Genomic DNA, 19140 nt, shown 5'->3' with positions numbered 1-19140 from the left:
GCACCTTGGGAGGAAATTCGATGAACAGACGAATGCTGTTTGTCTTGGCGAGCGGCGCGTCAGCGCTGATGCTGGGCACGTCCTTGACGGCCGCGCAGGAGTGGAAGCCCGATCGTCCAATCAATCTGATCGTGCCTTGGGGGGCTGGCGGCTCCACTGATCAGGTTACCCGGGTCACAGCTCCCATCTTGGCTGAGGCCCTGGGCGTTGAAGTTGTGGTCGTCAATCAGCCGGGCGCTTCTGGTGCGATTGGTACCCAAGAGGTGCTGAACGCCCCCCATGATGGCTATACCTGGACGGCAAACGCGATTGCCAACAACGCGACCTACTCGGTTTCGGGACTGCTCGAAGATACCGACATCGACGACTGGCATATCTACCTTTCCGTCGCCAATGTGCCGGTGGTCAGCGTTCCCGCTGATAGCGAATTCACCGATTTCGGCCAGTTGCTCGAAGCGCTTAAGACCCGGGGCCAGGAGATTACGGTTGCCACTGCAGGCATAACCTCGTCGGGGGGTACTGCTGTTGCCGCGCTCAGCGACGCTGCCGATTTTGAATACAACATGATCACCTATGATGGCGGTGGCCCCGCCGCCATTGCGACAGCATCGGGCGAAGCCATGGTGACCACGCAATTGGCCGTGGAGCAGACCGAGTTGATCCGAGGCGGTCGTCTCAAGGCTCTGGCCGTGTTGTCCGACCAGCCGCTGGTGCTGGAGGGTGTTGAGCCCATTCCGCCGATCACCAACTGGCTGCCGGAAATGGAACTGGCACCCGATTACTTCGGCATTTTCCTTCCTGCCGATTCGCCACCCGAAGTGCTGGCGACGCTGGACCGGATTTGGGAGGATAAGGTAATGACTTCGCCCGAACTGAAGTCCTATGCCGAAACCTTCGGCGCCGTGTTCGCCCCTTCTTACGGCCCCAAGGCGCGTGAACTGGCCATGCCTGTTGTTATTCTTGAGGCTTGTTCTTCAGTGGACCGGGGGGAGGCCGTCAACGATCCTTCGACCATCGGCATTGATTGCGCAACCCGCGCCGAAGTTGGCACGCCCTAGAGCATCGTGGCGGGTGGGAGCCCGCCACCTCCTCCCTCTTCGTCAGGCCGTCTCAAGAGTACCGCGATGGACACTACGAACACCCCCGGGGACGAAGCAATTCGCTCTCGCGCCGATCTCCTGACGGCCCTGGTGCTGCTCGCACTGGGGTTGGCCGTGATCTACCTATCTTGGACCATGCCGCGGCTCGAAGCGCGCCGGATCAATCCTGCGACGATCCCGGGGCTGGTTCCCCTTGTCTTGGGCGTCTTGCTGACACTGTGCAGCGCTCTGCTCGCGGTGCGCTCCTGGCGCATCAAGGCGCCTGGTGCATGGCAGGGACTTGCGGCACTACTGGTGACCCCCGAAGCGCGGCGCGTACTCGCGGTGATGGCCCTCGCCCTGTTTTACACCCTTATCCTCGTGGGTTGGTTGCCGTTCTGGGCGGCGTCCATGCTCTTCATCTTCAGCTTTATCGTGCTGTTCGAGGTCGTTCTGACCGATGCGCCAATGCCCCTGCTGCAAAGTGCGGTCTGGGCGCTCGGCATCGCGGTTGCGGGCGGCACCGGAATCTACCTCGTCTTTGCCCGCGTTTTTCTGGTGCGCTTGCCCTAGGATCTGTTCATGTTCGATGGATTGCTGCTGCTGGGGCAGGGGATTGGTCACTTCCTCAATCCCCAGTCCTTGTTCAATGTCGTGTGGGCTACGCTCCTCGGCCTCGTGATTGGCATCCTGCCGGGTCTGACCGCGACCATGGGCGTTGCCCTCCTTGTCACGCTCACCTACAAAATGGCACCCGATCAGGCGATCCTGACGCTGATGTGCGTTTATCTGGGTGCCATCTATGGCGGCAGCCGCACCGCCATCCTGCTCAATATTCCGGGGACGCCCGCCAATGCTGCCGCAGCGCTGGATGGTCACCCATTGGCTCTGCAAGGGAAGGCGGGGCTGGCGATGGGGCTTGCGACAACCTCCTCGACGCTGGGCACCCTGGTCGGCATCTTCTTCCTCGCCATCATCGCCCCGCTCCTGTCAGAGGCCGCGCTGAAGTTTGGCTCCTACGAGTATTTCTGGCTGGCGCTGTTCGGGGTGGTGATTTCGGGCCAAATGTCGGGTAGCGACACGCCGCTCAAGGGCTATATCGCCGGCATATTGGGCTTGCTCATTGCCATGATCGGCATGGAAACCCTGCATGCCCATCAGCGCTTTACCTTCGGTATCCAGGCGCTTGGCGGCGGCATTGACCTTATCCCCGCCATGGTCGGCGCCTTCGGCTTTGCTGAAATTCTTTCCGCGATGAAGCGGCGCGCGGTGGCCCAAATTGCCGCGGTCAATGACCGGGTCGTTCCTACCCTCGGGGAGGTGTTTCGCTATTGGCGCACGATCATTCGCTCGGGCTTGATCGGCACCTTTGTCGGCATCATCCCGGGCGTTGGTGAAGACGTTGGCTCCTGGACCTCCTATGCCGCCGCCAAGCGCGCCTCCAAGCATCCCGAGGAATTCGGCAAAGGTAGCCAGGAGGGCCTGATCGCCGCCGAAACCGGGGACAATGCCGTGGTTTCGGCTGCCATGATCCCGACCCTGACCCTGGCATTGCCCGGCTCGGCCGCGGCAGCGGTGCTGATCGCGGCCATGTATATCCACGACATCAGACCCGGCCCGATGCTGATGGTGGAGAACCCGGCTTTCCTTTACCAAGTGGTCGCCATGCTGCTGTTGGCCACCTTGGCCAATTTCATCTTCGGGCTATCGCTCACCAAGCTCTTCATCAAGGTCCTGATGGTGCCGCGGGAACGGCTGATGGCGGTGATCTATGTTCTCTGCGTGGTTGGCTCGTTCGCCATCACCCAACGCATGTTCGATGTCTATGTGATGCTGTGCTTTGGCATTGTCGGGTTCGTTTTGCGAGAGATGAAGTACCCCATGGCACCGCTGGTGCTCGGCATCATCTTGGGTGACTTGCTCGACCTCAATTTGCGCCGCGGCCTGCAATTGACCAATGGCGATCCCTCGCCATTTTTCACCCGCCCCATCAGTGTCGTCCTTTGCCTCGTGATCGTGATCACGATCATCATGTCGGTGCCGGCTGTGTCGAGGCGGGCGCGAGCGGTGTTGAAACGGCAAATGCCCTGATGGTCAGGCTACGGACCGGCCTTGTGCATCGAAGCGGTGCAGGTAAAGCGGGTTGGGGGTAACAAATACCGTCGTCTCGGGCGTAAAGGCTTGTTCGCCAAACAAGCGGACGGTGATCAGTCCCGCCGCCTCGCTTTCGAGGTAAAGATTGGTGTCGGCGCCCAGATGCTCCACGTGCATCACGCGGGTTGCAAGCTGCCCCTCGGTGGTGCTGACCGTCAGGTGCTCGGGCCGGATACCGATGGTGGCAGCGCCGGCGACACCCAGCTTTTCAGCCGGAATGAAGTTCATCTGCGGCGAACCGATAAAGCCAGCGACAAAGGTACTGGCGGGCTTGTTGTAAAGCTCCATGGGCGAGCCGACCTGCTCGATCCTGCCGGCGTTGAGCACGACGATCCGGTCCGCCAGCGTCATGGCCTCGACCTGGTCATGGGTGACATAGATCATGGTCGCCTGGAGCTGCCGATGCAGCCGGGCGATCTCAAGCCGCGTATTGACCCGCAGCGCGGCATCAAGATTGGAGAGGGGCTCGTCGAATAAAAAGAGCTTGGGCTTGCGCGTCAGCGCGCGGCCGATGGCGACACGCTGGCGCTGGCCACCCGAAAGCTCGGCGGGCCGCCGCTCGAGATAGGGCTCGAGCGACAGCATGCGGCTGGCTTCCGCCACCCGTGCTTCGATGTCGGCGGCCGGCTCGCCCGCCTGCTTCATCGCCAGCGCCATGTTGTTGCGCACCGTCAGGTGCGGATAGAGGGCATAGGTCTGGAACACCATGGCGATGCCGCGCTTGGCCGGCGGCAGGTTGTTGACCACTTTGCCGTCGATCTCGATCGCGCCCGAGCTGGCGTCCTCGAGCCCGGCGATCATGCGCAGAAGGGTGGACTTGCCACAGCCGGAAGGGCCGACAAAAACCACGAATTCCCCATCGCCCACTTCGAGGTCGACGCCGCGGATAACCTCGGTCGAGCCAAAGCTCTTGGTTACGGCATTGAGGCGCAGGCGGGTAGCAATGTCAGCCATGTCTGGTCCTAAAGGTCGATGGCGCGCATTTCGCGGGCGCTCTGGTCGGCGGCGAGGACGATCTCGAGCGAGCGCACCGCGTCTTCGTTATGCTTGGAGAGATTCATGTCCTCGCGGATGGCCCGCAGCATGAAGCGCTGCTCGCGTGCACAGAGCTCATCATGGCCGGGCTCATCTTCGGTGGACAGCCATTCATCGGCGCGCGCAAAGCTGCCATCGGCCTGCAGTTCGGCATGGTGGGTGCGGATGCGAGCCGTCTTGGTGTGGGTCGAATGGTCCGAGGAACGTGCACCTTCGTCCATGACGATCGACACCGCCCCCTTAGCCGAAATTACGTCTTTGACGAAAAACGCGGTTTCGCTGATCATCGGACCCCAGCCCGCTTCGTACCAGCCCACCGAGCCGTCATCGAACGCGACCTGCAGATGCCCGTAGTTGAATTGCTCGGGCGCGATCTCGTCGGTCAGCCGCACGCCCAATCCGCGCACCTGCACCGGCTTGGCATCGGTGATCTGGCACATGACATCGACATAATGCACGCCGCAGTCGACGATGGGCGAAGTGGACTCCATCAAGGTCTTGTGGACCTTCCAGAACGAGCCGGCCGATTGCTGGTTGAGGTTGAGCCGGAACACATAGGGCGGGCCCAGTTCACGCGCCTTGGCAATGAAGTCGATCCAGGACGGGTGGTGGCGCAGGATATAGCCGATAACGAGCTTGCGCTGGTGCTTCCTCGCCGTTTCCACCACGCGTCGGGCGTCTTCCACCGTGGCGGCGATCGGCTTTTCCAGAAACACATGGGCGCCTGCTTCCATCGCCGCGATGGCATAGGGGGCGTGGGTGTCGGTATAGGTGTTGATGGAAGCGAGATCTGGCTTGGTCGCCGCTAGCGCCTCATAGAAATCGGCGAAATGCGGATAGGCCTTGAGCTCTTCGGGCACTTTGCCGCTGCGGGTCACCACGCCCACGATCTCGAAACCGGGTTCATTGTGATAAGCCAGCGCATGGCTGCGCCCCATGGTTCCTAAGCCGGCAACAAGCACGCGAACAGGTTGATCGGTCATTTCACAGCACCCGAGGTAATCCCGCGGATCAGCTGGCGCGAGAAGATGAGATAAAGAACCAGAACCGGCAGGATCGCCAGCGACAGCGCCGCCAGCACTGCATTCCAGTTGGTGACATATTGCCCGATAAAGATCTGCGAGCCCAAGGTGATGGTCTTGGTCGCCTCGCCAGGCGCCAGGATCAGGGGGAACCACAGATCGTTCCAGATCGGGATCATGGTGAAGACGGCGACGGTCGCCATGGCCGGGCGCACCAGTGGCAGCACCAGGCGAAAGAAGATCTTGTATTCCGAAAGCCCGTCGATGCGGCCGGCATTCTTGAGGTCGTCGGACACCTGCCGCATGAATTCGGAGAGGATGAAGATCGCGAGCGGTAGCCCTTGGGCGGTATAAACGAGGATCAACGCCCAGTGCGTGTTGACCAGCCCACCCGCCACCATCAACTGCAGGATGGCGACGGTGCCCAGCCGGATCGGGATCATGATGCCGAGCGCGAGGTATAGCCCCATCAGCGTGTTGCCGCGGAAGCGGTATTCGGAGAGCGCAAAGGCGGCCATGGCGCCGAACAGCAGCACGAAAAACAGCGACGCGACCGTCACCAGCAAGCTGTTGGAGAAGTAGAGCAGGAAATTGCCCTGTCCAAGCGCGGTCTCGTAGCCGATCAGGGTGAAGGTTTCGGGCGTCGGCACTTCGAGGGGCGAGTTGAAGATCGCGCGCTTGGACTTGAACGAGTTGACGATGATCAGGAACACGGGGAACAGCGCGATCACCGTATAGGTAATGAGGACGGCATGGGCCGCGATCTGGCTGCGGAGGGACGTGCGGGTCTGGGCCATCAGAACTGGTACCGGCGCATGCGGCGCTGGATGCCGAAGAGATAAACGGCAACGCCGGCCAGGATGATGAAGAACATCAGCGTTGCGATGGTGGCGCCAAGATGCCGGTCGCCCAGCTGGGTCTGGAAGCCAAAGAAGGTGCGATAGAGCAGCGTGCCCAGGATGTCAGTCGATCCATCCGGCCCGGCAATGGCGCCCTGGACGGCATAGATCAGGTCGAACGCATTGAAATTGCCGACAAAGGTCAGGATCGAGATGATGCCGATGGTCGGCAGGATCAGCGGCAGCTGGATCTTGAAGAACTGCGAAAAGCCGGTGACGCCATCGATCTCGGCAGCTTCGATGACGTCATCGGGGATGGACAGCAGCGCGGCATAGATCAGCATCATGGGAATGCCGACATATTGCCAGACCGAGATCAGCGACACGGTGATGAGAGCCGATTGTGCCTGCCCGAGCCAGGGGGCGAACAGATGCTTGAGCCCGACCAGATCGAGCAGATAGGGCGAAACGCCCCAGAGCGGGGACAGGATCAGCTTCCAGATAAAGCCGATGATCACGAAGGACAGGATGGTCGGCACGAAAATGGCGGTGCGGTAAAAGCCGCGCAGCCTCAGGCCGGGCATGGACAGCAGCGCCGCCAGCAGGATGCCGATGGGGTTCTGGACCAGCATATGGATGGCAAAAAAGATGAAGTTGTTGGAAAGCGCGTTCCAGAAACTCGCGGCCAGCCGCGGATCACCCAGCAGGCGGGCAAAATTGTCGAGTCCAACGAAACGCTGCCCCTCTGGACCCGCCACAAAGAGCGAGAGCCGGAGCGTTTCGAGCAGCGGGTAAATCATCACCACCGTGTAGACCAGCAGGGCCGGCGCCAGAAACACCAGGATGTGCCAGCGCCGTGGCTTGGACGCGGCGGCAATGGGCGGGGAGGGGGCGTCGACGGTCATGCTGTTCCAGTGCGGCCGGGGGCGGCGAGCAAAAAGGGCTGCAAAGGATCAAGCCTCCGCAGCCCCATGGTCATAGGCGCTTAGTTGGACTGCTGCGGCTCATACCAGGAGGCGAGGCCATCCTGGGTGATCTTGGCAGCATCTTCCGGAGTGGTGGTGCCGTTAATCACATTGGCCGATTCACGCCAGGTCTCGATGTCGAGATTGGGCTCGCCGCGGCCCAAAATGGCGGCTGGGTGGCGAATGGTGGTCTCGCAATCCTCGCGCCAGGAGACGAATTCCTGGGCCAGTTCGTTCTCGAGCGGCACGGCCGCCGAGTTCAGGCTGAAAAAGCCGGGCGAAGCATTGGCATAGATCTCGGCGAACTCGGTGGAAGCAACCCAGGACAGGAAGGTGCGCGCAGCTTCCGCATTGGGGGAAGCTGCATTAAGCCCCAAACCAATATCGTTGTGATCCGAGATGTAGCAGGTGTCGCCGGCATTCTTGACCGGCGGCTTGAAGGCGCCCATCTCGAAATCGACCTGCGGCTCGAAGACCGAGATCTCCCAGGAGCCTGCGGGGAAGATCGCGGCGCGGCCGAGGGTGAACAGGTTCTGGCTATCGGGATAGGTCTGGGCTTCAAAGCCGTCCCCCAGATAGTCGCTCCAGCGGGCGAGGGTCGTGTAGGGCTCGACCCATTGCGGATCGGTCAGCTTCTGCTCGCCCGCGATGAGCGCCAGGCGGCCTTCCTCGCCTTTGTAGGCATTGGGGGCGATGTTGTAGTAGCCCATGGTGGCCGCTTCCCACTGGTCCTTGGTGCCCATGGCCAGGGGAGTATAGGTGCCATCTTCCTTGATGGCGTCGAGCACGGCAAAGAACTCGTCTTCCGTCGCTGGCACTTCAAGGCCCAGCTCGGCAAAGATGTCCTTGTTGTAGATAAAGCCATGGATCACCGAAGCCATGGGCACGCAAAAGGTCGTGGCGCCATCATCGGTAGTCCAGGCAGACTTGGCGACATCGGAGAAATTCTCGATGCCGGGCAGGTCATTAAGCGGGGCCAGATAGCCCTGGGTGAACTGGGCGAGCGCCAGATCGAAGGGGCGGCAGGTGATGAGATCGCCGGCAGTGCCTGCTTCGAGCTTGGCGCCAACAGCCGAATTGTATTCGGTCGGGCCCAGCGGCGCGAACTCGACATTGATCTCGGGATGAGCGGACTCAAAGGCTGGGATGATCTTCTCGTTCCAGATGGGCAGATCGTCGTTGCGCCAGCTTTCGATGGTCAGCGTGGTTTGCTGGGCGAAAGCCAGCCCCGACGAGCCCAGGAAAGTGGATGCCAGCAGCAGTCCCGTTACAATTCGCTTCATCTTGGTGGTCTCCCGGTCGCGCCCATATTGGGCAGCTTATTATTGCGGTGTGGGCGGCAGAGCGCAGCTAAGCTGCCCCGCTGCCTGTAAGTTTTACTTCATCAGGCCCAATCGGCGCGGTCAATCCAATCTCTCGAGCCCGCCACTATTTGCCCAGCTTGACGCGAGTTTACGCTCTAACCCCGATGGCGCTCCACCAGCGTGGCAAGCCGCTGGACGGCAGCGACCGACGCGGCATGATCCTGGGAGAAGTTCAGCCGGATGCTGGCACCCGAATGGGGGCTGAACTCGGTGCCGGGTGTCACGGTCACACCGGCCAGCACGCGCAGCGCGGTCACGAACTGCGCCGGCTCGATGCTCAGTTCGGGCAATTGCGGGAAGAGGTAACTGCCCGCTTCGGGCGTGCGGACAAAGCAGCCTTCGATGGAGCGGAACTGCTCCACCAGATCGTCGCGGATGGCCTGGTGCTGGGCGATGCGGTCGTCCATCCAGCCGGCGGGCTCATCAAACCAGCTGCGCAGCACGGCCTGGTTGTAGCCGGCGGCGCGCAGGGACACGATCGCCTGCAGCTTTTCCATGCGCTCGATGATTTCGCTTGAGCCAAAGGCGACGCCCAGGCGATAGCCGCTGAGGGATTCGGTCTTGGATGGCCCCATGATGGTGACGACGTTCTCGGCGTCGACCGCGCCTGCGCGCAGATGGGTATAGGCGACGCCCTTATAAAGCAGCCGCGAATAAAGCTGATCCACGATCACGCTGGCGCCATAGCGTGTGGCGAGGGCGGCGATGCTGGCGATCTCGTCGCTCGAATAAACGACACCGGTGGGGTTGTTGGGGTTGGAAAAGAGAAACAGCTTGGCGCCGGCCTGGAAGGCGGCTTCCAGCTGGTCGAGATCCAGTCCGGCCTGTCCGGCTGGCGCTTGCCGATAGCCAAGCTGCACGGGCACCATTTCGCCCTCGAAGAACTCAACGAGCTTGCGATTGGCGAAGTAATCGGGCTGCACGATCGCGACCTTGTCGCCGCGCACCATGGTGGCCGCGACCGCAAGGAAGAGCGCGCCCTGGGTGCCGGGGGTGATGATCAGGCCATCGCGGGTATCGACCGGCGCGCCGGTAAAGGCGGCGAGGCGGGCAGCCACTGCGTCGCGGATCTCGCCAGAGCCGCGATATTCCGTATAGGCCTGCGCTCCGCCCTTGGCGACGCCGGCGTTGAAGAGATCGAGAGCACCGGGCGTGGGCTCATGGGCGTCCACATCGCCATGCGAAAAATCGACGGGCGTGCCCGCGAGCTTCTCGCCGCTCAGAAAGCTCTCGGTGCCGGCAATTGCCTGCCGGGTTTCCTGGCCGGGGGCATTCTGGGTGCCTAGTTTGCTGAACTTGCTGTGGATCGACATTCAACGTCCTTTATTCTCAACCGAACGGCATTTGATGGGGCATCCTGGAAGGGGAAGACTGAGCTCCAGGGGCTCGGGAGGCAGTTAAATCCGAGTTAGTCCTTGCTCGCCAGCCACTAGACCAAGGCCACGCCTGTGCCCCCGAGGATACGCCGAAGCGAGCCAACAGCGGAGAGCGGCGTGTAGGATCCCGTCACCCCACCCAAGGAGCGCGAGGATACGCCAAGATCCCAGTCGAAGCCCTCGCCGGTGACTTCGATGCGATGCTGATTGGTGGCGAGGCCTGGTTCCGCAATAATCCGGCTGGTCGTCTGGTCAAAACCGATCCCCGCCAGGGCAATGGCGGCGTGAACATTGACGTTGCGCGGAAACAGCCCGCAGGCTTCGCGCACAGATCCCTCGAACACCAGGCCCTCCGTTTCCGGATCGAGCCCAAGGCTCTTGCCGCTCTTGGTCGTTGTGATGGTAACGCGTTCAATGAGGTCGCGCCCATCGGCAATGCCGTCGAGCCCCAGAACCGCGCCATGGGGCACAAAGAACCGGCGCCCCGATTGTGCCGCCGCAGCGCGGACAGCCCGGTCGGTCTCGGCATCGGCCAGCGCCGAGCAGCTGAAGGCGCAAAAATCGGCTCGCTCGAGCCAGCCTGGCGCCAGCGCAGCAACCAGGGCTGGCGTTGCCGCCTCGAGCACCAGGTCGGCATCCCGCTCAATTGCCGCGGAGGGATCGGTCACAACCACGCTGGGGTCCACATCGAGGCCCTGCAGTTTGCCCGCATCTCGCACCAAGACAAATGCCAGTTCAACATCGGGCATGGCGGCGATGGCACGCAACAGCGACTGCCCGATTGCTCCCGCACCAATCAGGCCGATTTTCTTGGGCTGGTAGATTTGCTCACCTCGGTTCTGGCTTGTTCCAGCCGGCATACTATTGCGGGCGCGTGCTTGGCAATCGAGCGTGTAGCTTCTTCTTGTCGGTATATCGGCTTTCACTAAGGCAAGGGCTGGAATGGCACAGATTTGTCTGTGCCGGCGACGATTTTGCGCGGAGCCGGATCAGCCGATTGGCGTTATTACGGTAACCACGAGGTTTACCATGAGCATTACGCAGGAAAAATTCACTGGCCGATGGCTGCATCACGGCGACTGGCACGGCAGGGAGTTCAGCCACGAACTGGCCGAATACGACCATGACGAAAGCCCGGGCGCTACGGGCGCGACGCCGATGCGGCACGCCCAGATCGAGCGCGAAGGCAAGCAGATTGGGGTCTGGGTGCCCGCCAGCTGGAGTGACGATCAGGCTCGCGAAGCGCTGGAAAGCAACTGGTAGGGCTCGGGCATATCGAGCGGGGATGCCCGGCCACGCGAGGGGGGCCGGGCATGGGACGTGTTTAGCGGGCCTCTGAGCCAGAGCCCAGGGTAGCGTCTTGAGGGCGAGCAGAACTGTTTCCCAGCATCAAATCGGCTTGCTCGAGGCAGGCCTGCAATTCGCCGCTGCCATTCGCGACCAGATGCGCGCCCGCTTCGCGTAGCACTTCAGCCCGCTTGCCGCGGGGATCGCGCAAATCCACAAAGCCGATGGCGATCATGCCAGCGGCAAGGGCGCCCTCCACGCCATGGGGGCTGTCATCGATCATCACGCAGCGGCGCGGATCGGCCCCCATTTCAGCGGCGCAGTGCAGCATCAGGTCCGGTGCTGGCTTGGGGTGGGCAACGTGGTCGGCGCTGAACACATGACCATGAAAGGCCTTCCAGAGCCCGACGCGCCCAAGGCTGCGAGTCAGCCGGTAGAGCGAGCTGTTGGAGGCCACGCAGATCGGGCGGTTGAGGCGTGTCACCACATCGGCAATGCCCTCGATCTCTTCGACGGCTTCAAAGCCCTTGTAAAGGCGCTTGCCCCAGGCGGTGAACAGCGCGTCGAGATCCGTGACGCCGAGCTTTTCAGTCAGATAAGCCTTGGTGTCCCGCTCGGAATTGCCGGTAAAAGTCACATGCGCTTCGGTTTGCGTCATGGGAAAGCCCGCATCGGTAAGGGCTTCGGCCATGGTGCGGCTGGCAATGATCTCGCTGTCGATCAACACTCCATCGCAATCGAAGATCACGAGGTCGGTGTTGTGCAAGATGATGGGGTCGGCCGCGGCCCTATCCGTATCGAGTATTGAATCAGCCACGAAGCTTTTCCTTTACGGAAACGGCGAGATCGGGAACATCGGAGGTGATGGAAAACACGGGCTGCTGCAGCCAGTATTCGATACTTTCCGCATCGTTGCACATCCATACCGCCCACCGGTTCATCGGCACGATGGACTTCACCAGATCAAGATTTTCGAGCAGGACGCTGCGTTCCACCGCGACGATCTCGACGAGTTCGCCGAGCATGGTGAGCGCGGCCGGCAGCCCGCCCAGGCGCTCGGCCGAGTGCCGGTCAATCGAAGCAAGGCGCCGCCCATTGGGCACCGCTGCACGGATGTCGCGCAGCACATCGGGATCAAAGCTCGTGAGCACCGCCCGATCCCCGAAGTTGAAGCGCTCCATCTCGGCGAGCACGGCGGGCACAATGCCCGGATAGGGCTTGTGGTCGTGATCCGATTTGAGCTCGATATGGAGTTCGAGCGTGCTATCGGCGAACTGTTCGAGCACGTCGCGGAAAGTCGGGATGTGCTCGTTGTCGCTGTCGCGCAAGATGACGTTCTTGCGTCCATCCACCGGCAGATCGGCCACAAGACCGGTGCCCAGCGTCGTGCGCTCGAGCGTGGCGTCATGGATGCACAGGAGCTCGCCCGCCTTGGTCAGGTGGATATCGAACTCCACGGCATCGACGCCGAGCGCGCGCACCTTCTCGAAGCCGCCCAGGCTGTTTTCTGGCCACACGTTGCGACCGCCGCGGTGACCGACGATTTGAACCACTTCAGATACCCTCTTGGTTGAAGCTTACTTGCCGGAATCGACAAGTCCTTTGGTGAACAGGCCCTGCATCGCCAGGATGATGACGGCTGGGGGCAGCATGACGAAGAACGCGGCGGCCATGGCCAAATTCCAGGCCGGTTCCGCATCGGCAACGGGCACCAATTGCTTGAGGCCCAGCACGGCAGTGGCCATGCTCTTGTCGGTCGTAAAGAGGAGGGGCCAGAGATACTGGTTCCACCCGAAGATGAAGAGGATGATCGCCAGCGCCCCGATATTGGCCTTGGAGAGCGGCAGCAGGATATCCCAGAAGAACCGCATGGGTCCCGCCTTGTCGAGGCGCGCCGCTTCGCAGAGCTCCTCGGGCACGGTGAGAAAGAACTGGCGGAACAGGAACACCGCCGAAGCCGAGGCAATCAGGGGTAGGATCAGGCCCTGATAGGTGTTGACGAGGCTCCAGTTGAGCGCGGTCTCGACCCGATAACCGGTCAGGGAGGCGATCAACTCGGACAGGCCCGAAATATCGACCACCCAGCGCAGGGGCCCTGCCACGTCGGCAACGGCCTCATAGGTGGGGATGATGCGCACTTCCACGGGCAGCATCAGGGACACAAAGATCAGCCAGAACGCCGTCATCCGGAACGGGAAGCGGAAGTAAACGATGGCAAAGGCCGCCAACAGCGAGATGGCGAGCTTGCCGATCACGATGCCGCAGGTGACGATGATCGAGTTGAGGAACAGCCGGCCGAAATTGCCCTCGTTCCAGGCCTGCGCGACATTGTCAAAGAAGTGCAGCCCCGGCAGTACCGGGAAGGGGGATTGCTGCACTTCCTGGAGCGTGTGCGAACTGGCCACAAAGGCGAAGTAAAGCGGCAAGCAGACCAGCAGGGCACCAAAGATCAGGATGCCATGGCAGACAATGGTGAGGGTCCGGTTCTGGATCATGCTCAGACCCCATAATTGACTTTGCGCTCAAGGGCGCGGAACTGCAGGACGGTGAAGGCAATCGCCACGATCATCAGCACCACCGACTGGGCGGCCGATGAACCCAGGTTCAGCTGCACAAAGCCTTCCTGGTAGACCTTGTAGACCAGGATATTGGTGGCTGCTGCCGGACCGCCTCTGGTAACCGCATCGACAATGCCGAAGGTCTCGAACATCGCGTAAACGAAGTTCATGACGATCAGGAAGAAGATGGTTGGCGTCACCAGCGGCAGCGACACGGTGAAGAACCGGCGCAAGGGCTTGGCGCCATCGAGCGTGGCCGCTTCAAGCAGGGAGGTAGGGACGGCCAGCAAGGCGGCGGCCAGGAAAATATAATTGTAGCAGATGTGCTTCCACACGGCCGCGATGATCAGCAGCGTCTGGGCATCGGCCGGACGGCGATTGGGGTCCCACGGGATGCCGAGGGAGTGGAGGAACTGCGCGATGGGGCCAACTGCCGGATTGAACAGGAAGGCCCAAAGGACGCCCGAGATCACGGGGGCAATGGCATAGGGGAGCAGGATGATGCTCTTGTAGATGCCCTTGCCGCGCACCACGAAATCGGTGGCGAAAGCAAAGATGCCCGCAAACAGGAGCGTCGCGACGCTCGTCACCACGGTGAAAAACACGGTGAAGGAGGCGCTGGCGCGATATTCGGCGCTGGAAAACAGCTGGGTGAAGTTGGAAAGGCCCACCCACATGGTGTTGCCGCCAAACGGATCCACCTGCACAAAGGCCAGCGAAAGCGCCTTGTAGGACGGGATAAAGAAGAAAAACAGCAGGATCAGCAGCTGCGGCGCCAGCAGCGCGGCAGCCAGGCCAGGGCGCTTGAAATGGTTGGCTTTGAGCCCGGCATCGGACGGACGCAGGAGCCCTGCCACCATGCCGCGCAGGTCAAAGCTGGGGGAGCGCCCGGAGGCGCTCCCTGCTAGAATGACGTCTTCACTTGTTGGCATTGAGCTGCTCGAACTGACGCAGGACCTCGTTGCCGCGAGCAACGGACTTGTCCAATGCTTCCTGGGGAGTCTGCTGACCCGTCCAGACGCCCTGGATTTCCTGGTTCATGATCTCGAAGATCTGGTTGTGGTTGCCAAAGCGGAAGCCGCGCGAGTTTTCGGTCGGGGTGCCGCGGTTGAGCTGGAGAATGGCAATTTCGCGCGTCGGATGCTCGTCGTAGTAGCCGTCCGCCTTGAACTTGTCATAGGCCTGGTTGGTCACGGGCACATAGCCGGTCGCACCAGCCCACCAGGTCTGGATTTCCGGAGAGGCCACGAAGTTCAGGAACGCTGCGGCGCCCTTGTATTCTTCTTCGCTCTTGTTGGCCAAAACCCAGAGTGCGCCGCCACCGATGGTGCTGTTCTTGGGCTCAACACCTTCTTCGTGGGGGAGATAAGTGGCACCCCAGTTGAACTGCGCGCCCGCTTCCACGCCGGCATGCGCGGCGGTGGAGGCAGTGATGGTGGAGCACTTGCCCGAAATAAACAGCTCCTCGGGGTTGAGGCCTTGGCCGGCGATCTGGAGGACGCCGTCATCCATCCACTTGTCCAGGCGCTCGAGCTGGCCGACGACCAGTGGGCTCTTGTTGAAGGTGAACTCGGTTGCCAGCCCATCAAAGCCATTGGCAAGCGTGCCATATTGCTGGTCGTGCATGGCCGAATAGTTCTCGATCAGGCTCCAGACAAAGTCGCGCGCCAAGGCCATGGAGCAATCATTGATGCCCTGCTCCTTGATCGCATAAAGCTGCTGCTCGACTTCCTGCCAGGTTTCGCCCGGTGCATCAAAGCCGGCGGCCTTGAAGTGGTCCGCATTGTACCAGAACACTGGGGTGGAGGAGTTGAACGGCATCGCTGCCGGCTTGCCATCCTGGAAATAGTATTCGGCGACAGGGGCAACGAAATTGCTCCAGTCGATGTCATAGCCCTGCTCTTCCATCAGCTCAGGCACCGGCTTGGTGGCGCCGGAATGGATCATGGTCAGGAAGGTGCGCTCTGAGGTCTGCGACAGCACGGGGTGCTGCTTGACGCGATAAGCCGCGATCATGGCAGCCATGGCTTCTTCGTAGTTGCCCTTGTTGGTGGCAACCAGCTGAAACTCGTCCTGGGAATCGTTGAACTTGGTGACGAGCTCGTCGACGATGGGCGTCAGGCGCCCACCCAGTGCATGCCACCACTCTATGGTGATGCGATCCTGAGCCATGGCGGGAGCGGTCAGCGCCAGAACCGACACCGAAGCGGTCACGAGGCCCGCAGCAGCGTTGATAAAGCCAGGCAATCTGGACTTGGAAATCTTCATTAAGCCCTCCTCATTGGGGTTCGCCCAGACTGGGCGGCCAGTCCGCTCTCTAACGGAGCATGAGCAACGCTAGCGGGACCCTTGAATAGTGTCAACGTCATGTTACAAATGTAAGACAGTGAACGGAGGAGCCCGGATATAGCCAGCATCGAACTCGACAACCTGCGCAAGCGCTACGGAAATGTAGAGGCGGTGAAAGGGGTTAGCCTCAGTATCGAAGATGGCGAGATGATCGTCCTGGTGGGGCCCTCGGGTTGTGGAAAATCCACGCTGCTGCGCATGGTGGCCGGGCTCGAATCGATCAGCTCGGGCGTTCTGCGCATCAGCGACAAGGATGTGAGCACGGTCGAACCGGCCGATCGGGACATTGCCATGGTGTTCCAGAACTACGCGCTTTATCCGCATATGTCGGTGCGCGAGAACCTCTCCTATGGCCTGCGCAATCGCCATTATTCCAAATTCGATATTGCCAGCCGGGTCGAAGAAGCCGCGCGCATTCTCGAGATCGGCCCCTTGCTCGATCGCCGTCCTGGACAGCTTTCGGGCGGGCAGCGCCAGCGCGTGGCCATGGGGCGCGCCATTGTCCGCAACCCTGCCGCGTTCCTCTTTGACGAGCCGCTGTCCAACCTCGACGCCAAGCTGCGCGTGCAGATGCGGGTCGAGATTCGCAAGCTGCAGCGCCGGCTGCGTACGACCTCCATCTACGTCACCCATGACCAGATGGAAGCCATGACCCTGGCCGACCGGTTGGTGGTGATGAATGCCGGCCGGATCGAGCAGATCGGCACGCCCATGGAGGTCTACCAGACCCCCGCGACCCTGTTTGTCGCGAGCTTTATCGGCTCCCCGCCGATGAACCTTTTGCCGATCAAGGTGCTGGGATCGGCGGCGGTCGGTCATCCCATCTATGATCCTGCGGCCGACATCGTGGGCGTTCGTCCGGACTCGCTTTCGTTGGTCCAGCCTGCCGCTCCCGCCATCAGCTTCACGGGCGTCGTGGAACTGGTGGAGCCGCTGGGCAACGAGTTCCATGTGCATCTACGACTGGACGGCTATGCCGATCCGCTGGTCGCCAGCCTCGACGATGCCAGCGGCATCGAAGATGGCAAGACCATCACCCTTTGGGCAGAGCACGCGGCCTTGCACCAGTTCAACGCCGAAACCACCCAGCGTATTGCCACGCAATAGTTGGCCATGGCAGTGACCGCAGGCGCTTGCACAGTGAAACTGAGCCGGGCCACTGTGCAATTGTGGTAAGGGCCTGACCGTGTTACGGCCAGACGGGTAGAGATCTTCATGCAATTGACGCCAGGCGAGCATCCTTTTGACCAAACCCTGGTGCGCGTCGCCTGGCTTTATTTCAAGGAAGGGCGCACGCAGGCCGAGATAGCCGATCTGCTCTCGACCAATCGCCCGCGCATCAACAAGCTGATCAATGATGCGCGGCGCACCGGGCTCGTGACCATCACGCTCAACACCAGCCTGACCAGTTGCATCGAGCTCGAGCAGGAACTGATGACGGAGTTCGGGCTGGAGCGGGCCATCATCCTGCCCACCCCCAAGGACCTCGACATGGTCCCGGTGCTGATCGGCGAAGCAACCGCACAATACTTGATGCAGCTCTTGAGCAGCAACGAGGTCTCGGGTGTCGGCACCGCCTGGGGCGCGACCTTGCGCGAGATGGTGCGCTTCGTGCCCGCCGCCAAATATCCCCAGCTTTGCGTCAGCTCGGTGATCGGCGGCCTCACCCGCGGGCTGGCCATCAACACCTTCGACATCGCCAGCGATCTGGCCCGCCAGCTCAATGCCGAATGCGCTTATCTCGCCGCGCCGGTTTATGCCGACAGTGCCCAGTCGCGCGACGCCATCCTCAACCAACGCGAGTTTCAAAGCGCCTTTGACCGCATCGCTCGGAACGACATCATCCTCGTCAGTATCGGGGACCTGTCGGATCGCTCACTGCTGATGCGCTATGGCCTGCCCCAGGACGTGGAGCTGCAGTCGCTCCTTGATGCCGGCGCGGTCGGCGATATCCTGGGCCAGTTCATCAACCGGGACGGCGCCCTGATCGACCACGAGATCAACAGCCGGGCCGTTGCTCTTCCCCTCGCCATCCTCGCCAAGGTGCCTCGTGTCATCTTTGCCGCCGGCGGCTTGTCCAAGGCCGCCGCTATTGCCGGGGCCCTGCGCTCCCGCATGGGTAGCGCCCTGGTCTGCGACGAAGACACCGCTCGCAAGGCGCTTGCACTGACGCGGGAGAGGTAGGCCCGGCACTGCCGCCATCAGGGCAGGGCGTGAATGCGTAGCGAGTTGAGCAGGGTTTGCTTGGAAGTTTGCAGGTGCTCCCGGGCAGCGGTGAGGGCTGCCTGCTCATCGCGCGCCTGCAAGGCCTCAATCAGCCGCAAATGCTCCCCCACCGCAGCCGTGTTGCGCTCGCGCTCGTCCTTTTTGTCCCACTGGTAATGGTAGTGAAAAACGAGGGTGATGACCTTTTGGAACTCGCTGGCAAACCGGTTCCGCACCGTTTTGCCGATCGTGGTGTGGAAGCGCTCATCGAGCAGCGAAAAATCGTGGTAGCGCGTATCAATCTCAGCGGCGAGTTGCCGGTGATCCGCCTTGAGCACGGCAAGTCGCTCCCAGATCGGATCGCTCGGCGGCAGGGAAATCACATGGGAAACCGCATTGAGCTCAAGCACCATGCGGAAGTCCGACAGTTCAACGGCATAATCGCGGGTGAACCCCACCAGCTCCCAGCCGCCCCTCGGGCGACGCCGCACCAGCCCGAAACGGCTGAGTGAAGCCAGAAACTCCTGCAGGCCATAGGCGGTCACGCGGAAGGTCTTGGCGAGATAGGTGACGTTGAGCGCGGTGCCGGGCGCCACGTCGAACCGCAAGATCCAGTCGAGGAACTGCCGCTCAAGTTCATCGAGGGAAATCTGGTCGGCCTGCACCGCCAGCCTGTCGATCGGCTTGGGCAAACGCACCAAGGTCTTTTGCCGGCCATTCCACTCGATCAAGCCTTCGGCTTTCATGCGCTCAAGCGCTGCCCGCACTACGGTCCGGCTCACCTCGAGATCGGCCGCCAGCGCCAGTTCGGCTGGCAATTGGTCGCCTGGTACAAGCGCCTCGCAACGATCCAGCAAGCTGTTGAAAGCTTCGCGAAAGCGCTCGTCAGTTCTGGCCACTCAAGGCG

General features: G+C 61.6%; 19 protein-coding genes. 6 read left to right on the top strand and 13 right to left on the bottom strand.

What is annotated here, in order from left to right:
* The first annotated feature begins 20 nt into the window (after window positions 1-20).
* From HRU92_RS11955 to HRU92_RS11945, 3 genes are all read left to right on the top strand, one after another.
* Window positions 21-1058, top strand: a complete 1038-nt coding sequence (locus HRU92_RS11955) for a tripartite tricarboxylate transporter substrate binding protein (protein WP_248305136.1) — start codon at window positions 21-23, stop codon at window positions 1056-1058.
* 66 nt (window positions 1059-1124) lie between these two features.
* Window positions 1125-1652, top strand: coding sequence for a tripartite tricarboxylate transporter TctB family protein (locus HRU92_RS11950; protein ID WP_172124595.1), 528 nt, complete (start codon window positions 1125-1127; stop codon window positions 1650-1652).
* A 9-nt stretch (window positions 1653-1661) separates the two neighbouring features.
* On the top strand, window positions 1662-3170 hold the full coding sequence (locus HRU92_RS11945; RefSeq protein WP_172124593.1) for a tripartite tricarboxylate transporter permease: 1509 nt from the start codon (window positions 1662-1664) through the stop codon (window positions 3168-3170).
* Between the two features lie 3 nt (window positions 3171-3173).
* On the opposite strand, the gene ugpC (HRU92_RS11940) is transcribed toward HRU92_RS11945, so the two are convergent.
* The 7 genes from ugpC (HRU92_RS11940) to HRU92_RS11910 form a co-directional block, all read right to left on the bottom strand.
* Complete coding sequence (ugpC, locus tag HRU92_RS11940; protein ID WP_172124591.1) at window positions 3174-4187, bottom strand: sn-glycerol-3-phosphate ABC transporter ATP-binding protein UgpC; 1014 nt, start codon at window positions 4185-4187, stop codon at window positions 3174-3176.
* A gap of 8 nt (window positions 4188-4195) precedes the next feature.
* Complete coding sequence (locus HRU92_RS11935) at window positions 4196-5251, bottom strand: Gfo/Idh/MocA family oxidoreductase (protein WP_172124589.1); 1056 nt, start codon at window positions 5249-5251, stop codon at window positions 4196-4198.
* Window positions 5248-6087: a carbohydrate ABC transporter permease gene (locus tag HRU92_RS11930; protein ID WP_172124587.1), complete on the bottom strand. Its 840-nt coding sequence runs from the start codon at window positions 6085-6087 to the stop codon at window positions 5248-5250. The genes HRU92_RS11935 and HRU92_RS11930 overlap by 4 nt, the downstream gene beginning before the upstream one ends.
* Window positions 6087-7034 carry a sugar ABC transporter permease gene (locus HRU92_RS11925; RefSeq protein ID WP_172124585.1) on the bottom strand — a complete coding sequence of 316 codons (948 nt, stop codon included), beginning with the start codon at window positions 7032-7034 and terminating at the stop codon, window positions 6087-6089. Before HRU92_RS11925 ends, HRU92_RS11930 begins: the two co-directional genes overlap by 1 nt.
* Window positions 7035-7114: 80 nt before the next feature.
* Window positions 7115-8377, bottom strand: coding sequence for an ABC transporter substrate-binding protein (locus tag HRU92_RS11920; RefSeq protein ID WP_172124583.1), 1263 nt, complete (start codon window positions 8375-8377; stop codon window positions 7115-7117).
* Window positions 8378-8553: 176 nt separating this feature from the next.
* Window positions 8554-9771, bottom strand: a complete 1218-nt coding sequence (locus HRU92_RS11915; protein ID WP_172124581.1) for a pyridoxal phosphate-dependent aminotransferase — start codon at window positions 9769-9771, stop codon at window positions 8554-8556.
* Window positions 9772-9887: 116 nt separating this feature from the next.
* Window positions 9888-10694, bottom strand: coding sequence for an aspartate dehydrogenase domain-containing protein (locus tag HRU92_RS11910; protein WP_172124579.1), 807 nt, complete (start codon window positions 10692-10694; stop codon window positions 9888-9890).
* A gap of 169 nt (window positions 10695-10863) precedes the next feature.
* Here HRU92_RS11910 and HRU92_RS11905 point away from each other — a divergent pair, with 169 nt between their 5' ends.
* Entirely contained in the window at window positions 10864-11097 is a 234-nt protein-coding gene (locus HRU92_RS11905; RefSeq protein ID WP_172124577.1) for a hypothetical protein, read from the top strand.
* A gap of 61 nt (window positions 11098-11158) precedes the next feature.
* On the opposite strand, the gene HRU92_RS11900 is transcribed toward HRU92_RS11905, so the two are convergent.
* Genes HRU92_RS11900 through HRU92_RS11880 form a run of 5 tightly spaced genes read right to left on the bottom strand, consistent with a single transcriptional unit; the run spans window position 11159 to window position 15851 of the window.
* Window positions 11159-11938 carry an HAD family hydrolase gene (locus HRU92_RS11900; RefSeq protein WP_349236724.1) on the bottom strand — a complete coding sequence of 260 codons (780 nt, stop codon included), beginning with the start codon at window positions 11936-11938 and terminating at the stop codon, window positions 11159-11161.
* Window positions 11931-12674 carry a glycerophosphodiester phosphodiesterase family protein gene (locus HRU92_RS11895; protein WP_172124575.1) on the bottom strand — a complete coding sequence of 248 codons (744 nt, stop codon included), beginning with the start codon at window positions 12672-12674 and terminating at the stop codon, window positions 11931-11933. Before HRU92_RS11895 ends, HRU92_RS11900 begins: the two co-directional genes overlap by 8 nt.
* A 24-nt stretch (window positions 12675-12698) precedes the next feature.
* Window positions 12699-13616: an ABC transporter permease subunit gene (locus tag HRU92_RS11890; protein ID WP_172124573.1), complete on the bottom strand. Its 918-nt coding sequence runs from the start codon at window positions 13614-13616 to the stop codon at window positions 12699-12701.
* 2 nt (window positions 13617-13618) lie between these two features.
* Window positions 13619-14539, bottom strand: a complete 921-nt coding sequence (locus HRU92_RS11885) for an ABC transporter permease subunit (RefSeq protein ID WP_172125138.1) — start codon at window positions 14537-14539, stop codon at window positions 13619-13621.
* A gap of 58 nt (window positions 14540-14597) precedes the next feature.
* Window positions 14598-15851 (bottom strand): extracellular solute-binding protein, encoded by a 1254-nt coding sequence (locus HRU92_RS11880; protein ID WP_248307128.1) that lies wholly within the window; start codon window positions 15849-15851, stop codon window positions 14598-14600.
* A 234-nt stretch (window positions 15852-16085) separates the two neighbouring features.
* Here HRU92_RS11880 and ugpC (HRU92_RS11875) point away from each other — a divergent pair, with 234 nt between their 5' ends.
* Together ugpC (HRU92_RS11875) and HRU92_RS11870 are read left to right on the top strand one after the other, a co-directional pair.
* Entirely contained in the window at window positions 16086-17135 is a 1050-nt protein-coding gene (ugpC, locus tag HRU92_RS11875; RefSeq protein ID WP_172124568.1) for a sn-glycerol-3-phosphate ABC transporter ATP-binding protein UgpC, read from the top strand.
* A 108-nt stretch (window positions 17136-17243) separates the two neighbouring features.
* A complete protein-coding gene (locus HRU92_RS11870; RefSeq protein ID WP_172124567.1) occupies window positions 17244-18212 on the top strand; it encodes a sugar-binding transcriptional regulator in 969 nt (322 codons plus the stop codon).
* A 17-nt stretch (window positions 18213-18229) separates the two neighbouring features.
* Here the strand turns inward: HRU92_RS11870 and HRU92_RS11865 are convergent, their stop codons facing one another.
* Window positions 18230-19132: a GntR family transcriptional regulator gene (locus tag HRU92_RS11865; RefSeq protein WP_173088193.1), complete on the bottom strand. Its 903-nt coding sequence runs from the start codon at window positions 19130-19132 to the stop codon at window positions 18230-18232.
* Window positions 19133-19140: the final 8 nt, after the last annotated feature.

The sequence above is a fragment of the Devosia sp. 1635 genome, assembly GCF_013185955.1.
GTDB lineage: Bacteria > Pseudomonadota > Alphaproteobacteria > Rhizobiales > Devosiaceae > Devosia.
Note: the sequence above shows the minus strand (reverse complement) of the source record. Positions and strands in the feature narration are given on the sequence as shown.

Coding starts and splice junctions, on each gene's coding strand:
- HRU92_RS11950 (WP_172124595.1), top strand. CDS start 1,125: ATGGACACTACGAACACCCCCGGGGACGAAGCAATTCGCTCTCGCGCC.
- HRU92_RS11910 (WP_172124579.1), bottom strand. CDS start 10,694: ATGCCGGCTGGAACAAGCCAGAACCGAGGTGAGCAAATCTACCAGCCC.
- HRU92_RS11885 (WP_172125138.1), bottom strand. CDS start 14,539: ATGGTGGCAGGGCTCCTGCGTCCGTCCGATGCCGGGCTCAAAGCCAAC.
- HRU92_RS11890 (WP_172124573.1), bottom strand. CDS start 13,616: ATGATCCAGAACCGGACCCTCACCATTGTCTGCCATGGCATCCTGATC.
- HRU92_RS11955 (WP_248305136.1), top strand. CDS start 21: ATGAACAGACGAATGCTGTTTGTCTTGGCGAGCGGCGCGTCAGCGCTG.
- HRU92_RS11925 (WP_172124585.1), bottom strand. CDS start 7,034: ATGACCGTCGACGCCCCCTCCCCGCCCATTGCCGCCGCGTCCAAGCCA.
- HRU92_RS11905 (WP_172124577.1), top strand. CDS start 10,864: ATGAGCATTACGCAGGAAAAATTCACTGGCCGATGGCTGCATCACGGC.
- HRU92_RS11935 (WP_172124589.1), bottom strand. CDS start 5,251: ATGACCGATCAACCTGTTCGCGTGCTTGTTGCCGGCTTAGGAACCATG.
- HRU92_RS11870 (WP_172124567.1), top strand. CDS start 17,244: ATGCAATTGACGCCAGGCGAGCATCCTTTTGACCAAACCCTGGTGCGC.
- ugpC (WP_172124591.1), bottom strand. CDS start 4,187: ATGGCTGACATTGCTACCCGCCTGCGCCTCAATGCCGTAACCAAGAGC.
- HRU92_RS11920 (WP_172124583.1), bottom strand. CDS start 8,377: ATGAAGCGAATTGTAACGGGACTGCTGCTGGCATCCACTTTCCTGGGC.
- HRU92_RS11930 (WP_172124587.1), bottom strand. CDS start 6,087: ATGGCCCAGACCCGCACGTCCCTCCGCAGCCAGATCGCGGCCCATGCC.
- HRU92_RS11915 (WP_172124581.1), bottom strand. CDS start 9,771: ATGTCGATCCACAGCAAGTTCAGCAAACTAGGCACCCAGAATGCCCCC.
- HRU92_RS11880 (WP_248307128.1), bottom strand. CDS start 15,851: ATGGCTCAGGATCGCATCACCATAGAGTGGTGGCATGCACTGGGTGGG.
- HRU92_RS11945 (WP_172124593.1), top strand. CDS start 1,662: ATGTTCGATGGATTGCTGCTGCTGGGGCAGGGGATTGGTCACTTCCTC.